The following is a 14,508-nucleotide window of genomic DNA, read 5'->3' as shown; positions in this document are numbered from 1 at the left end:
GGTGAATAGTGAATAGTGAATAGTGAATAGTGAATAGTGAATAGTGAATAGTGAATTTACTAATTATAATTTAAAATTGACCATGCACCTGTAAAACAATACTTTCTATTTTTTCTAAAAAGAGGCTGTCCAAATTTGGGCAGCTTCTTTTATTTGTAGGAAGAAGATATCACCTAAAATTACAGAATAGCAGAACCTTTGAAGTTTATAAATTTCATTTCGTGGTTCATGTTATCAAAAATGGTTATCAATTAGAATGATTACCTTTGATTCGTCTTTGTAAACTGAAAAAATGAATTAAGAGTAACTAACGGATCAGCTTCGTCTCCATTTAAAAGCTACCTGCCGTCTTAAAAAGCACCAGAATTTAGAATGTACAGCCAATTAGAAAAATACATCAAAGCCAGAACAGAAACTGATGATGAAACGCTTTCTCATATCTGCTCGTTTTTTCAGTTAAGAAAAACCAGACGTAACGAGTTTCTGCTGAGAGAAGGCGAAATCTGCAAACAGTATTATTTTGTAAATAAAGGCTGCATCAGGCTTTTCAGCAATACTGATGAAGGAGAAGAAAGTACAAGGTATTTCCATTTTGAAGATGCTTTCGGAACTGCGGTATCCAGCTTCATCAACCAAAGACCTGCTTTCGAGTTCATGCAGACTATCGAACCTTCGGAATTGCTGGTGATCAGCCGCGACGACTATTTTCATCTGGTGGAAACGGTTCCGCAGTTCGGTTTTATCTACCGGCAGATTTTAGAATTGGCCTATATCAAATCACAGGAACGTATCTATTGTTTCCAGAAATTAGAGGCCATCGAAAAAGTCCGTTGGGTGTTAACCAATCAAACGAAATTACTGACCAGGCTATCAAACAAAATGGTGGCCTCTTATCTGGGGCTCACCCCGCAAACGCTGAGCAGATTAAAATCAAAACTCTGAAAACGTTAATCCAGGACAACGTTTATAAAAAACAGGCTCATCATCTTTGTACTTCATTACACCATAAAAAGGTCAATTATGATTTTAGTAACAACGCCGACAGGCAACACGGGTTCGCTGGTTCTTCAGCAGTTGGTAGAGCAAGGACAGGAGGTCAGAGTTTTTGTCAGGAATCCTGAAAAAATACCGGCCGCTATTTTAGAAAAAGTGGAAGTTGCCACCGGCTCTTTGCTGGACGAATATGAGTTTACAAAGGCCCTGCAAGGTTGTGATACGGTTTATTTCTGTGTACCGCAGAGCAATACCCAGGAAGATGTAAATACCTATTACGAAGAATTTGCAGAAGTAGCTTCTAGGGCCATTAAAAAGGCCGGGACAAAAAGAGTGGTTTATCTGTCCGGCGGCGGCAAAGGAAGTCATCTGCAGGCAGGTCTGATAACCGCACTTCACCGGAGCGAAGATATCATCAGCCAATCCGGGGCATCCGTAAGAGCATTGCGCTGCCCGGTATTTTTTGAAACCCTGTTGTACCAAAAGAATTCTTTAAAAACACTGGGAACTTTCTCTCTGCCCATGGACGGAGATTACCCATTTCCACAGATCGCCATCAAAGACATTGCTGCTAAAGCCGTAGAATTCCTAACAGATCCAACCTGGACGGGTGTTGAAGGGTTTGCCATTCACGGTCCGGAAGAACTCAGCTACCATGAGATTGCATTACAAATGAGTGAATTAACGGGAAAAACGATCCGTTTTCAGCAGGTTTCAGAAAAGCATCATATAAAGACTCTTTTGGAAAAGCATCATACCAGCGAAGCATTTGCCATCTCCCTTACTGAAATGTTAACGGCAATCGGCAACGGCTTACATGATACGGAAAAAAGAACAGAAACATCCAAAACAGCGACTACCATTAAAGAATGGATGGATGAAAATCTGGTTCCTAAAATAAAGTAAAGCCGGACCATGACATAGAATACTATAAATATACGGTCAATAGAAATGGGCTTCAGCCCATTTACTTTATGAGATATGATGATCCGGCTTTAGCCAAATTATAATATGTTTTGGCTAAAGCCGGATTTTATCATGCTATCATTACGTCGGGCTGAAGCCCGACGCTATTGATAAGTTTAATGGTCTAATTTAGGAGGATTATAATTACAGTGTTTTAAATCCTTTGTGGACCAAGGTTGAGCTTTCCAGCATTTTGGAAACGTCTCTTCTGAAATCCAGCAGGTGGTCCTGACCGTTGTGGCGGTTCAGGTGCTCTTCGCTCGCCCATAATTCCACCATGAAAAAAGTTCCTTTGTTGTCTTTGTCTTCAATAAGATCGTACTGAAGGCAGCCTTCTTCTTTCCGGGTTTCCCGTACCAGTGTCTGAAAAAGTTCCACCGCTTCCATCAGGTAGTTTTCATTAAATTTAAAAAGTGCCACTACATGTATATTCATTGTTAATTTTTTAGCGGTGTAAATGTAGAATATTTTTAAGCCTGAAAAGATATTTCGCTGATTTTATTTTTCAACATCTACGGTATGTACCGCTAAAAAACTGATTTGTAAATGGTAATGGAACTCATGATGATGACCAGGGTACCGATGACCACAAACATGCTCTTTACCGGAAGCTTTGCCGTGAGCATCGCCGAAAAAGGAGCGGTAATAATGCCGCCGATCAGCAGACCCAGAATAATATTCCAGTGCTGGATGCCCAGGGTGAAGATAAAGGTAATGGCTGCCGTAAGGGTGAGAACGAATTTTGCGACGGTAGAACTGCCAACGGCAAATCTCGGCGTAAAAGAATTTCTGATCAGTGTTCCGGTTACCAGAGGCCCCCAGCCGCCGCCGGCAAAAGAATCGATAAATCCGCCGATTACTCCCAGCCTTGTCAAATTGGTTTTCCTTTTCAGCTTTTTATCCTGTTTTTCCTTAAAGGCATTCGATAGGATCTGGATTCCCAGATACAAAGTATAGAACGAGATAACCGTTTTTGTAATTTTAGAGTAATATTCTCCGAGATAAGTCAATGAAACCGCTCCGATGACGGCTCCGATGACCGCCGGAACGGCTAATTTCTTTACAAGGCTTTTGCTGACATTCTTCAGCCTGATATGGCTGATGCTGCCTGCTGCCGTGGTAAAACTTTCGGCCGAATGGATGCTGGCACTTACCGCATGCGGAGGAATCCCGATAAATAAGAGCGTAGTCGTACAGATGACACCATACCCCATTCCCATGGAACCGGCTACGATCTCTGCCAGAAAGCCGACAAGAAGCATCCAGTAGAAAATGTAATTGTCTTTTGCCAGAACCGTAAGCAGCTCATCGAGATATCCCATCTCGTACATTGAAAAAAAGGTGATCAGCAGGACAGCCACCGTAGCAAAAAACACATTCAGCCTGAGCTGGATTTTTCTTGAAATTACCATCTGATTCAATTTATAAGATCATTAAGGCACCTACTGTCGAATGGCTTGTTTCATCAATCAGGACAGCACTTCCCGTGGCATTGTTTTCTTCAAAACGGTCATACACCAGCGGTGAAGCTGTTTTTAAACGCACCTTTGCCACTTCATTTAAGGTAATGCTATCCGGAACCGGTATTCTTTCCAGGGTATTCACATCAATTTTGTAATCGATTTCTTTCACAATCGCTTTAACAACCTTGCTTTTGTGCTGAATAAAATATCTGTTTCCTTCATTCAATACCTTTTTGTCAAGCCAGCAGGCTACTGCTTCAATTTCATTTTCCACTTTTGGCAGTTCATCCGTCTTTACGATAAAATCGCCGCGGCTGATGTCGATGTCATCTTCCGTATGCAGGACGGCAGGCTGACGGGCAAAAACGGCATCCACTTCTTTTCCACCGGTTTCAATCTTTGAAATCCTCGTCTGGATGTTTTGCGGCAGCACGGTAATTTCATCCCCTTTTTTATATATTCCGGAAATCACTTCTCCGGCATAGCCTCTGTAATCATGGAATTCATCCGTTTGCGGGCGGATCACATACTGCACCTGGAATCTGGGACTGCTGAAGCCCTGATCCGGATTAACCTCAACGGTTTCCAGAAAATCCAATAACGCCGGGCCTTCATACCAGGGCATGTTTTCAGATCTGCCGACAATATTATCTCCGTAAAATGCGGAAATCGGGAAATAGCTTACATTTTCCAGCTCCAGTTTTTTTGCTACCAGTTCGTACTGAGCTTTGATATCGTTAAAAACCTCTTCCGAATATTGCACAAGATCCATTTTATTGATGGCCACCACTACATTTTTCATTTTCAGCAATGAAGCAATGATCGAGTGCCTTCGTGTCTGCTCAATCACTCCCTGCCTGGCATCAATAAGAATAATAATCAGCTGGGAGTTTGATGCACCCGTGATCATATTTCTTGTATACTGGATATGTCCCGGAGCATCGGCAATAATAAACTTTCTTTTCGGTGTTGAGAAATAGCGGTACGCCACATCAATCGTAATTCCCTGTTCTCTTTCGGCTCTTAAACCGTCTGTTAAAATCGCAAGGTCGATACCGTTTTCATTTTTATTTTTGGATTGCTTCTCCAGTGCCTCAAGCTGATCCACCAGTATATTTTTACTGTCATACAGAAGCCTTCCGATCAGGGTGCTTTTCCCGTCGTCCACGCTTCCGGCAGTAATGAATCTTAGTATGTCCATTGTTTATGGGTAATGAGTAATGGGTAAAGGGTAATTTAATAGCACCCGTATCCACCTTTCATTATTTTTTAAGTTTAAAATTGATTGTTTATAAATACATTACAGTAATAGGGCATGCTGAATTGATTATTACCTATTACTTATTGCTCATTGCTCATTACTCATCAAAAGTAACCTCCTTTTTTACGGTCTTCCATTGAGGCCTCGGTCACTTTATCATCTATCCGCGTTTCCCCGCGCTCGGAGATCCGTGATGCCGTGATTTCCCTGATGACTTCATCCAGCGTTCCGGCAGAGCTTTCTACGGCAGCAGTACACGTCATGTCTCCGACGGTCCGGTAACGGACTTTCCTTGTAACCACCGTATCCTTTTCATCAACCCGTATAAAATCCGATACGGCAATCAGCTGGCCTTCATGCTCAATCACATTGCGATCATGGGCAAAATAAATGGAGGGCAACTGAATGTTTTCTTTCCGGATATAGTTCCAGACATCCAGCTCCGTCCAGTTGGAAATCGGGAATGCCCGCACATTTTCACCTTTGCTGATCCTTCCGTTATAGATGTTCCAGAGTTCAGGGCGCTGCAGCTTCGGGTCCCACTGCCCGAATTCATCGCGGACGGAGAAAAACCGTTCCTTGGCCCTTGCCTTCTCTTCATCCCTCCGGGCACCGCCGATACAGGCATCGAAACCGAATTCCTCAATGGTATCCAGCAAGGTATGGGTCTGCAGCCAGTTACGGGAAGGAAATTTGCCTTTGGGCTCCGTCAGATTTTTTGTCCTGATGGTATCTTCCACCTTCCGTACAATCAGCTCTGCTCCTCTATTTTCTGCCAGCTGGTCCCTGAAGTGCAAAGCCTCCGGAAAGTTGTGCCCCGTATCGATGTGCACCAGTGGAAACGGTATTTTCATCGGAGCAAATGCTTTTCCGGCCAGATGCACCAGTGTAATGGAATCCTTTCCGCCGCTGAAGAGCAAGGCCGGTTTTTCAAACTGCGCTGCTACTTCACGCATCATGTAAATGCTTTCGGCTTCCAGCTGTTCCAGATAGTCTAATTTCGGTATATCCATGAATGAATTAAATTTTAATTAACGGGAATGCAGTCCGCATTCCTTGTGTGAACTCTCCCACCACCAGCGTCCTGCCCTCGGGTTTTCGCCTTCGGTAATAGCTCTTGTACAGGGCTGGCATCCCACACTGATGAATCCTTTTTTGTGCAACGGAAGTTCCTGAACCTTATAGTGCTCCAGGTACTCCAGCACCTGCCGGTAATTCCAGTCAATCAGCGGATTGTATTTGTACAGCTGCCGCTCTTCATCCCACTCGATGACAGGCATTCCTTCGCGGTTTTCCGACTGTTCGGAGCGAAGGCCGGTAATCCAGACTTTTGCTCCGTGAAGTGCCCGGTTCAAAGGTTTCACCTTGCGTATAAAGCAGCACGCTTTCCTGTTTTCAACCGAATGGTAGAATGCATTAACCCCTTTATCATTAACAAAGCTTTCCACATCGGATGCCTCCGGAAAATATACTTTCGTCCGGATGCCGTATCTTGAATTATTCTGGGAAAGAAGATCGTAATGCTCATTGAAAAGCCTTCCTGTGTCGAGCGTAAAGACCTGTACCGGAAGCCTGTTGCGAAAAATCATATCGGTGAGTACCTGATCTTCCTGGCCGAGCGAAGTGGAAAAAACCGCTGTTTCGGGAAACCGGGCTGAAATAAATTTCAGTCCCTCCTCTGCCGGAAGCTGTTTCAGCGTATCTGCATCTTCTGTTGAAATCATCGTTTATTCATTTGAAGTAATACAAATATCTGATAAAATAATTATCCTACCAAATAAGTAGACTAACAATTTCAGGAAAAGAGCCAGGATCAGTCTACCCGGTCCATGATGGTTTTTCTGTCCAGGATATTCAGAGAAGCGTCCCGGACTTCAATCAATACGTCATGCAGGCCGCAATGGTCTTCAGTGCAGTCATCGCATTTTTCGTAGAAGTTGAGACTCACACAGGGCAAAAGCGCAATTGGTCCGTTCACCAGGCGGATGATCCGGGAAAGGGAAACATCCTCAGGCTTTTCCCGGAAAAAATAACCGCCGCCTTTTCCTTTCTTACTGTCCAGGATATCGGCTTTCCTGAGCTGAAGCAGGATGTTTTCCAGGAATTTCAACGGGATTTTCTTATGCTCTGCAATTTCAGAAATCAGAACAGGGCCGTCATTTCTTTTTTCCACAAGATATGACAGCGCTTTAAACGCGTATTGAGATTTTTTAGACAGCATTACAACAAAAATAAGAAAATTGTTTGAATTAAGGAAGCGGAAAGAAAGGATGTTGGGACGGGATCAATGAATGTACGGTATTGTCTATGACCTGCTTTTCTCTTTTCCCGGCCTGTAGGAATTTTATTTTACCCTTTCCCAGGTATAGCCGACGATGATGCATACCGTCGCTTTAGTTTTTTAAATCTAAAGAAAGCACCGGTCACCTTAAGCAGAATATCCGGTATGCGGACTGACCGTCCATCCCTCATCCAACCCCTTATTTTATTTCATTTCATTCAAATTCCCTATTTTTGTGTTATGTTCAGTAAACAGGAAGCACAGCAGTTAAAGAAAGAGTTTTGGACGGCCTTCGGGAAATCTTTTCCGAGAAAATGGATTCTGTATGACACCAAAGTCAAGGATATGGCCTTTAAATTTTACGCAGATAACAGGAAAGCGGAAGTGTCCCTGGATATCGAGATGAAAGATGAGGTATTCCGGAATGCGTATTATGAAAAAATCTGGTCGCTGGAAGACATTCTGAAAGATTTCATCGGTGACTTTACTAAAGACGAATATTATACCCTGGAAAACGGGAAAGTAATGGCAAGGATCTGGGTGGAAAAGACCGGAGTCTCCATTTTCAATAAAAACACCTGGCAGGAAACCTTTGCTTTTTTCGTGGAAAAGATGGACGGCTTCGAAAGGTTTTATTACGAGTATGAAGATTTCATAAAAGATGTCTGAGGTATGAAAATCAGATATTGCTGGAGATGCCGGACGGATATGCCGATGCTCGATTCCGAAGAAGCTGCAATCGCGGAAAAATTCCTGGCTGAAGGTTTTCAGAATGCAAAAAACATGATGAGAGCCCCGGTCAGTGAAAATTTCAGAAAACTGCTCGATTACTATAAAGAAACTACCGGATATGAAGAAACGAATCCAAACGCAGTCATGCATCATTTCGTCGATTTATATGGCCCGGATTGCGAAAATTGCGGAAAACCTTATCGCACGAACAAGGCTGCTTTCTGTCCGAAATGCGGAAATAAAAGAGACTTGCCATAAAAAAGTATCCGGATCACTATTTCTCAGGAACAGGCAATGTCTTCTTTTAAGACAAACTTAATCACAAAATAAAAAATATAATGGAAAACAATCCCATCTTTTTCGCCGACGGTGCGGATCCGGAAATGGCTGAAGCCTACAGGAAAGCGCAGGAAACTTTCAGATATTTCTGGAGAGAGCAATCATGGGAATACCGGAGGATCATTCCGGCCCTCAGCGTATCCTGTGTAAAGGTTGCTTTTTCTCAGGAAGATCCGGCTTCTGACAGTCCTGTCGTTGAGCATATGTGGATCAATGAAGTTCATTTTAACGGCGATCGTATAAGAGGCCGCCTCATCAACCAACCTAATGAACTGACCAATATCAAGGTCGGGGATGATGTGGAAATTGCCCTGAATGAAATCAGCGACTGGCTTTTTGCCATGCCCCAGAAGACCAAAAAACAAACCGGCCTTTCAAAATTATTCTCCTCCTCAGCAGCCGTACTGCCGAAAGCATACGGCGGGTTTACCATACAGCAGATGCGTTCGGAAATGTCTCCGGCTGAGAGAAAAGCCCACGATCAGGCATGGCAGCTGGATTTCGGGGATTTCAATGATATTGAAGTAGTATATCAACAGAAGGAACACCCGGAGCATCTTACCGAACATCCGATGAGCAGAAATATGAAAGGTGAGTTTCTCAAATTCATCACTGAAAATCCCGCTGAAATAACAGGCCGGGACGCTGATGGGTATACGCTTCTGCACACGGAAACAATCGCCGGGAACCTCAGTTCCGTAGAGGTGATATTAAAGGCAGGAGCCGATAAACATATAAAGACCAATACCGGAAAAACAGCCCTGGATTTTGCAAAGCAGCTGAACTGGGAACACCTCATCCCGGTGCTGACAGACTAATTGAAACGCTTAACAGGATAGATCATCTATTAAACAAAGCCGGAAAATTTTCATTTTTCCGGCTTTTTCAGGTCTTACCGATCAATAATTAAATTTTTCCGGTCACGGGATACGGTCAGCAGACTTGTTGCCTTCTTTTTGAAATCTTTGTGATCCTAATCACAAATCATTATTAAGAGAATTATTACATTTGCCGGAAAACAGGGTATTACATTGATTATGAGGCTAAAAAATAAAAATCAAATGCTGCAGTGTCCTCAAAATTTACGCCTGAATTATTTAATTTAACTTTTTTATGATGAATTTTTACAAACCTAATAGCAACAATTCCGCAATCTCCCTCTCATTGATTTTCCTACTGATATTTCTGACGGGTAAAGCCCAAGTGGGAATAGGAACATCTGCGCCGGATGCGAGTGCCCTGCTGGATATGAGCTCCACCACACGGGGAATGCTGGCCCCGAGAATGACCACTGCCCAACGGAATGCCATTGTTTCACCCGCAGACGGACTAATGGTATATGATACTACGGCAAAACTGTTTTATTACTACGCAAGCTCCGCCGCTTCCTGGTCTCCCATTGCCAGCGGCCTGACAGGAAGATCCAATTTCAAGCGCATCAAATCCACCGATGTACTGGCTACCGTACTGGCTGCCGAACGTACTGCCGGTAACAATACCAAATATGTACTGGATGCCAATACCCTGTATGAAATCAACGGCCAGATTAATTTTGACCTTCCTATTGATATCAACAATGCTTATATCTCCGGACTGGACTCTGAAAATGATATCCTGTCCCGGACTTCCGGCACCCTCTTCGACGGAGCCACCGGTGGCAGCATCAGGAGCTTAACTATGACCGCTCCCGGAGGTACGGTCTTCAACCTGAATGCCTCTGCTACCCAGAATTTAGTGGTCCGCGACTGTATTGTTGCCAATTCCAATGCTGTGGGCACCATTTCAGGATTCGGACTGGTATTCGCCAGCATTATCCAGTTCACCGGAAATACAAACGGGATCACCTATAATAATATTACCCAGCTGCTGCTCAGCAATATGGGCTGGTTCGGGAACAACAGCGGGACTTATGAAAGATTTACCGGCACTTTCATGCTGGTAGAAAAACAGGGCGGCTTCAGCCAGGTAAACGGTACCGCCGTGGGCTTTGACGTTTCTGCCGCCGGACTTACCATTACCGGCGATGCGGTGATGGAATCCGTGGTCTTTACAGGAAACACTACTGCCGGTTATGTAAGGCCATACACGACCGGAACCTATACAGGATATAATTTCAACAACAGCTGGAATGTAAGAGCAGCCGGAATCCCTACGGAGACCGACGCCAATGCGGTGGGTGATTTTACGGTGGACTATGCGGTAGGCACCGGGATCGGGGTCAGCTTCAATACTTCCAACCCAAGTAATATCGTAAAGATAGGAACGGCAACTTCCGTTTCCACCTCATCCAACCTGTTCAGGTTTTCTACAGACAATGTACCGAACCGGTTGAGATATTTAGGTAAGAAGAAAAGAATTTTCCAGGTATCAGGATCCGTTTCTTTCCAGGTACCGGCAGCAGGGACTTACATCATCTACATCGCCAAAAACGGTACCGCTCTTACGCAATATAAAGTTTACGGAAGAGGGTCTGCCGCCAATGATATCGTGGTACTTCCTATCAACGGTACTACCGAGCTCAATACGAATGACTACATAGAAATATTTGCCCAGCGCTATACCGGATCTACCGGTGATATCGTGGTTCCCAACATGAGTATTACCATAAAATAACAGGCTGCAGAAATCTCGGTCCCTGTTTTATCATAACCTAATCATTCAGGAATTAATTGATCTCCGGTAAGGCCTCACCATGGGACCTTACCGGTTTTATTTCAGGGCATATCATCTGCACCGGCAATCGACGGGATAAAGAAAAAATTTACCAAATGACAAATGCCGGACCTCAAACTTTGCTTAAATTGCCTGCATGAAAGCATTATTTGATTTTATCCTGAAATTCGGCAACCTCAATCCGCAGCAGATGGATTTTATTACCGCAAAGGCTAAGGAAATTACGGTTCCGAAAGAGGAATATTTTTCCGAAGCCGGCAAAATAGCGAAGCAGGTAGGATTTGTGATGGACGGTATTCTGCGGGTCTGCTACTACAATAACAAAAGCGAAGAAATCACCAAATATTTTATCGAGGAAAATAACCTGGTGGTCGATCTCGAGAGCTTTGATAACCAGATCTGCTCCAGTGCTTATGTACAGGCCGTCACCGACTGTACATTGATTATTTTTGAAAGAAAAGACTGGATGGAGCTTTTACAGACCATTGTAGGCTTTGATGCTATTGTGCATAAGATTATTTCCCGGGCCCTGATGCAGAAGGTCGAAAGAAGAAGCCCGCTGGTGTCTGAAGATGCCACGACGCGCTACCTGAAATTTATGGAGATCTACCCTTCTGCCGTAAACCGGATCCCGCTATCTTACATCGCTTCCTATCTTGGCGTCACCCAGTCATCACTGAGCAGGATCAGGAAGAATGTGAAGCTGTGAAAAAATGTGGATTTGATATCATACATGATTTGAGGTGTTTTGGGTTTAATCATTCGAATCAATCAATCAATCAATCAATCAATCAATCAATCAATCAATCAATCAATCAATCAATCAATCAATCAATCAATCAATCAATCAATCAATCAATCAATCAATCAATCAATCAATCAATAGCGTCGGGCTTCAGCCCGATAACATGATAACGGCATACATCCGGCTTCGGCTAAACCTGCTCACCTGTAGCTAAAGCTGAATCATCAGATCTTCCGCCGGATACTCTCTTTTTGCCAAATGGCAAATGCCGGCCGGAAAAATTGGCTGAATTTTGCTTCAGTAATTCATTAAATAAAAAAATATGCAAACCGTATTGATCACAGGAGCCAACAGAAGCATCGGGCTGGAAACCGCCAAACAACTTTCCCAAAAAGGATTATTCATTTACCTGGGCAGCCGCAACCTTGCCGCAGGCCAGGAAGCAGTAAAAGAACTGGGTGAAAAAGGATTTCAGAACATCAAAGCCATTGAGATGGATGTTACCCACCAGGAATCTGTTTTGAAAGCAAAAGAACAGATTGAAAAGGAACAGGGGAAGCTGGATATCCTGATTAACAACGCCGGAATTCTCGGCGTTCAGCCACAGACTGCAGAATCTACCGCTGTTGAAAACATCAGGGAAGTATTCGAAACCAATTTTTTCGGGGCCATTACGGTTACCCAGGCATTTCTGGAACTGCTTAAAAAATCGGAAAGCCCGAGAATTAGCAATATTACCTCGGGTCTTGGCTCACTGACGCTGCACAGCGATCCGGAATGGAAATATTACCATGTTAAAAATGCAGCGTACGGGCCTTCTAAATCCGCTTTGAATGCCTATACCATTGTTCTTGCCTATGAACTGAGAGCGCTTCCTTTTAAGGTGAATGTCATTGATCCCGGCTATACCGCAACGGATTTCAACCATCACAGCGGTCCGGGTTCCGTAGAAAGTGCCGCTTCATTTATCGTAAAGCACACCCTGATCGGTGAAAACGGCCCGACCGGCCAATACTTCAGCAACGATATTGAGGACAAGACAGGGATCAGTCCGTGGTAAATTTCCAAATCTAATGATCATAAGGAGAAACTTTAGGGTTTCTCTTTTTTATTTGGAAACAATTCAGCATATTTGATTTTCTTTACAATCTGATGATATGAAAAAAATAATTTCTTTCCCTATCACCCTTGGTGTGATATGTTGTACCTTTTCCTGTAGCAAGGAACATAAGACGGATGGTACGGCAGAAACAAAAAACGAACAGCCGGAACAGGTTTCCGCAACCCCGCTGAAAGGGGATTACTGTTTTCTGAGAGCGGAAAATAAAGATACCACTACCGTACAGCTCACGGTTTCCGGTAACGATGTGAAAGGCCGGATGACCTGGCAGCCCTGGGAAAAGGACGGCGCAACAGGCACGCTTTCCGGAAAACTGATTTCTGACCATGAAATGGAATTGCTATATGACTATACCATTGAAGGCAGTAAACAGACGGAAACCAAAATCATGAAAATTGAAAACGGCAAACTGTATGGTAAAACCGGCGAGCTGACCGATCCGAAAAACAACGGCCACCTGGTTTACAAAGATGCCTCCAAAGCCGTATATAACGATGTGCTGGATCCGGTACCGTGTAAATAACATGAAGAAACAGGCACAGATCTTGTGCCTGTTTACAAAATTTATTCTATGAATACAACATCTCATTTTACCGCTCTGCTGACCTATGATTCTACCGAAGCAGGCGGGCTTACCGCACCCGTATCTTCAGATCACAGGCCCGTTATCAAATTCCCGTTCGATGAAAACCTGTTTATTGCCATCCAGAAATTCAGCGGTGAAGAAGACCTGGTGTTTCCGGGAGACACGGTTACTTCCGAAGTTACCCTGCTTCAGCCGGAGAAGCTTACCGGAACCCTGTATGAAGGAATGGACTTCGACTTTTTCGAGGGTGATAAACCTATTGGCCACGGCACCATTACGGCCCTATTGTAATGCATGCTTTTCAAATACTCCACGGCAGGTCCCGGATTCAGACCGACCGGCTTCTGCCTTACTTTTACAATTGAAACATAATGAGCGGACTACTCCCTTATTTTATAGAACTGTCACTGGAATTTAAAAGAACAACAGTTTCAGTACATACGGTTCATCAATTATTTGACCTCACTTATGATCTGCAGGAGAAAGAAAGGTCTTTTGAAGAAAATTACATCCTTGCTGAATCCTATCACCTTTTGGGATACCGCAACAAAGCTGAAAAAATTCTGGAATCCGTTATCAGCACTGCCGGGAAAAAAGAAAAGGAAAAAGCCCTGAAACTTATCCTGAAACTCAGGAAAGGAAATCCTGTTGTTAACGTCAGGGAAAAGCAGTACCGTGATCTCAGAGAGGCATCGGAACCGAAAAAACAGATCCGGCTTTCTTTTGATGACTTTACCGTAAGCCGTGAAGAAAGCATGTACCGGATCGCCTTTTCAACACGGATCACGAAACTGGTGATCTTCAATAAAAATGTGCAGACCGGAGACATCGATATCTTCTCAAAAATACAGCCTGACGAATTCATCCTTCTTCAGCTGATCTGTCATTTTGAATGGCTTTCGGGACTGGAAAAAGAACTCATCGCATTTTACAAAGCTGCCGATAGCGATTATAAACCTGAGAAAACAGATCCGGACTGGTTCAACGGGCTTGATATCTGGGACGTCCTGGTGGAAATTGACTCTCAGGGAATCATTTATACCCAATTACTGATTCAGGATTACTATAACCACGATTTCGGATTCTGCCTCACTTTGCAGAACCAAACGATTACAGACCTGCAGTACGATCCTGTTTTGTGACGGATTCACGATCCGGATACATCCTTCGCGGATCCGGTTACTTTTTTGCCTGTGGATATACTGACCTTTGTTCCATCAATTATAAGAGCTTGTTTAAAAAGAAATTTAGAAATAATTTGTAAAATAAGTCGGTCAGTCGGAACTTTGTATTTCACCACAAAATCAGAGTTCATGACAAAGAAATATCTTCGCCTGACTGACCGGCAG

At 43.7% G+C, this 14,508-nt stretch carries 17 protein-coding genes; 11 read left to right on the top strand and 6 right to left on the bottom strand.

All coding sequences use genetic code 11. The features are described 5' to 3' along the window. Positions 1 to 372 precede the first annotated feature (372 nt). Positions 373 to 942 carry a Crp/Fnr family transcriptional regulator gene (locus tag QZ735_RS07715; RefSeq protein WP_294246476.1) on the top strand — a complete coding sequence of 190 codons (570 nt, stop codon included), beginning with the start codon at positions 373 to 375 and terminating at the stop codon, positions 940 to 942. Positions 943 to 1,020: 78 nt separating this feature from the next. Next, positions 1,021 to 1,899, top strand: a complete 879-nt coding sequence (locus tag QZ735_RS07710; protein ID WP_294246474.1) for an NAD(P)H-binding protein — start codon at positions 1,021 to 1,023, stop codon at positions 1,897 to 1,899. Between the two features lie 204 nt (positions 1,900 to 2,103). On the opposite strand, the gene QZ735_RS07705 is transcribed toward QZ735_RS07710, so the two are convergent. From QZ735_RS07705 to QZ735_RS07680, 6 genes are all read right to left on the bottom strand, one after another. After that, positions 2,104 to 2,394, bottom strand: a complete 291-nt coding sequence (locus tag QZ735_RS07705; RefSeq protein WP_294246471.1) for a putative quinol monooxygenase — start codon at positions 2,392 to 2,394, stop codon at positions 2,104 to 2,106. A 92-nt stretch (positions 2,395 to 2,486) separates the two neighbouring features. Then, on the bottom strand, positions 2,487 to 3,371 hold the full coding sequence (locus QZ735_RS07700; protein ID WP_294246468.1) for a sulfite exporter TauE/SafE family protein: 885 nt from the start codon (positions 3,369 to 3,371) through the stop codon (positions 2,487 to 2,489). Between the two features lie 10 nt (positions 3,372 to 3,381). Then, positions 3,382 to 4,623 (bottom strand): GTP-binding protein, encoded by a 1,242-nt coding sequence (locus QZ735_RS07695; protein WP_294246466.1) that lies wholly within the window; start codon positions 4,621 to 4,623, stop codon positions 3,382 to 3,384. Between the two features lie 164 nt (positions 4,624 to 4,787). Next, positions 4,788 to 5,696, bottom strand: a complete 909-nt coding sequence (gene cysD / locus QZ735_RS07690) for a sulfate adenylyltransferase subunit CysD (protein WP_294246463.1) — start codon at positions 5,694 to 5,696, stop codon at positions 4,788 to 4,790. Positions 5,697 to 5,714: 18 nt separating this feature from the next. Next, positions 5,715 to 6,407: a phosphoadenylyl-sulfate reductase gene (locus QZ735_RS07685; protein WP_294246459.1), complete on the bottom strand. Its 693-nt coding sequence runs from the start codon at positions 6,405 to 6,407 to the stop codon at positions 5,715 to 5,717. An 89-nt stretch (positions 6,408 to 6,496) separates the two neighbouring features. Further along, entirely contained in the window at positions 6,497 to 6,904 is a 408-nt protein-coding gene (locus tag QZ735_RS07680; protein WP_294246457.1) for an Rrf2 family transcriptional regulator, read from the bottom strand. Positions 6,905 to 7,204: 300 nt separating this feature from the next. Here QZ735_RS07680 and QZ735_RS07675 point away from each other — a divergent pair, with 300 nt between their 5' ends. The 9 genes from QZ735_RS07675 to QZ735_RS07635 all read left to right on the top strand — a co-directional run bounded on the left by QZ735_RS07675 (position 7,205) and on the right by QZ735_RS07635 (position 14,301). Then, on the top strand, positions 7,205 to 7,633 hold the full coding sequence (locus QZ735_RS07675) for a DUF4268 domain-containing protein (RefSeq protein ID WP_294246455.1): 429 nt from the start codon (positions 7,205 to 7,207) through the stop codon (positions 7,631 to 7,633). A gap of 3 nt (positions 7,634 to 7,636) precedes the next feature. After that, positions 7,637 to 7,954 (top strand): hypothetical protein, encoded by a 318-nt coding sequence (locus tag QZ735_RS07670; protein ID WP_294246453.1) that lies wholly within the window; start codon positions 7,637 to 7,639, stop codon positions 7,952 to 7,954. Positions 7,955 to 8,034: 80 nt separating this feature from the next. Then, entirely contained in the window at positions 8,035 to 8,853 is an 819-nt protein-coding gene (locus QZ735_RS07665) for a DUF2314 domain-containing protein (protein ID WP_294246449.1), read from the top strand. Positions 8,854 to 9,238: 385 nt separating this feature from the next. Further along, complete coding sequence (locus QZ735_RS07660) at positions 9,239 to 10,648, top strand: hypothetical protein (protein ID WP_294246446.1); 1,410 nt, start codon at positions 9,239 to 9,241, stop codon at positions 10,646 to 10,648. A 196-nt stretch (positions 10,649 to 10,844) separates the two neighbouring features. Then, positions 10,845 to 11,417 carry a Crp/Fnr family transcriptional regulator gene (locus QZ735_RS07655; RefSeq protein ID WP_294246442.1) on the top strand — a complete coding sequence of 191 codons (573 nt, stop codon included), beginning with the start codon at positions 10,845 to 10,847 and terminating at the stop codon, positions 11,415 to 11,417. A gap of 358 nt (positions 11,418 to 11,775) precedes the next feature. Then, positions 11,776 to 12,513, top strand: a complete 738-nt coding sequence (locus QZ735_RS07650; RefSeq protein WP_294246437.1) for an SDR family oxidoreductase — start codon at positions 11,776 to 11,778, stop codon at positions 12,511 to 12,513. A gap of 97 nt (positions 12,514 to 12,610) precedes the next feature. Then, positions 12,611 to 13,096 (top strand): hypothetical protein, encoded by a 486-nt coding sequence (locus QZ735_RS07645; protein ID WP_294246434.1) that lies wholly within the window; start codon positions 12,611 to 12,613, stop codon positions 13,094 to 13,096. Between the two features lie 48 nt (positions 13,097 to 13,144). Next, complete coding sequence (locus tag QZ735_RS07640; RefSeq protein ID WP_294246431.1) at positions 13,145 to 13,450, top strand: hypothetical protein; 306 nt, start codon at positions 13,145 to 13,147, stop codon at positions 13,448 to 13,450. Positions 13,451 to 13,530: 80 nt separating this feature from the next. Next, positions 13,531 to 14,301, top strand: a complete 771-nt coding sequence (locus tag QZ735_RS07635; protein WP_294246426.1) for a hypothetical protein — start codon at positions 13,531 to 13,533, stop codon at positions 14,299 to 14,301. Positions 14,302 to 14,508: the final 207 nt, after the last annotated feature.

It is taken from the genome of uncultured Chryseobacterium sp. (genome assembly GCF_913776365.1).
Classification (GTDB): domain Bacteria; phylum Bacteroidota; class Bacteroidia; order Flavobacteriales; family Weeksellaceae; genus Chryseobacterium.
Note: the sequence above shows the minus strand (reverse complement) of the source record. Positions and strands in the feature narration are given on the sequence as shown.

Coding starts and splice junctions, on each gene's coding strand:
- cysD (WP_294246463.1), bottom strand. CDS start 5,696: ATGGATATACCGAAATTAGACTATCTGGAACAGCTGGAAGCCGAAAGC.
- QZ735_RS07695 (WP_294246466.1), bottom strand. CDS start 4,623: ATGGACATACTAAGATTCATTACTGCCGGAAGCGTGGACGACGGGAAA.
- QZ735_RS07715 (WP_294246476.1), top strand. CDS start 373: ATGTACAGCCAATTAGAAAAATACATCAAAGCCAGAACAGAAACTGAT.
- QZ735_RS07655 (WP_294246442.1), top strand. CDS start 10,845: ATGAAAGCATTATTTGATTTTATCCTGAAATTCGGCAACCTCAATCCG.
- QZ735_RS07680 (WP_294246457.1), bottom strand. CDS start 6,904: ATGCTGTCTAAAAAATCTCAATACGCGTTTAAAGCGCTGTCATATCTT.
- QZ735_RS07645 (WP_294246434.1), top strand. CDS start 12,611: ATGAAAAAAATAATTTCTTTCCCTATCACCCTTGGTGTGATATGTTGT.
- QZ735_RS07675 (WP_294246455.1), top strand. CDS start 7,205: ATGTTCAGTAAACAGGAAGCACAGCAGTTAAAGAAAGAGTTTTGGACG.
- QZ735_RS07635 (WP_294246426.1), top strand. CDS start 13,531: ATGAGCGGACTACTCCCTTATTTTATAGAACTGTCACTGGAATTTAAA.
- QZ735_RS07665 (WP_294246449.1), top strand. CDS start 8,035: ATGGAAAACAATCCCATCTTTTTCGCCGACGGTGCGGATCCGGAAATG.
- QZ735_RS07670 (WP_294246453.1), top strand. CDS start 7,637: ATGAAAATCAGATATTGCTGGAGATGCCGGACGGATATGCCGATGCTC.
- QZ735_RS07700 (WP_294246468.1), bottom strand. CDS start 3,371: ATGGTAATTTCAAGAAAAATCCAGCTCAGGCTGAATGTGTTTTTTGCT.
- QZ735_RS07650 (WP_294246437.1), top strand. CDS start 11,776: ATGCAAACCGTATTGATCACAGGAGCCAACAGAAGCATCGGGCTGGAA.
- QZ735_RS07705 (WP_294246471.1), bottom strand. CDS start 2,394: ATGAATATACATGTAGTGGCACTTTTTAAATTTAATGAAAACTACCTG.
- QZ735_RS07640 (WP_294246431.1), top strand. CDS start 13,145: ATGAATACAACATCTCATTTTACCGCTCTGCTGACCTATGATTCTACC.
- QZ735_RS07685 (WP_294246459.1), bottom strand. CDS start 6,407: ATGATTTCAACAGAAGATGCAGATACGCTGAAACAGCTTCCGGCAGAG.
- QZ735_RS07710 (WP_294246474.1), top strand. CDS start 1,021: ATGATTTTAGTAACAACGCCGACAGGCAACACGGGTTCGCTGGTTCTT.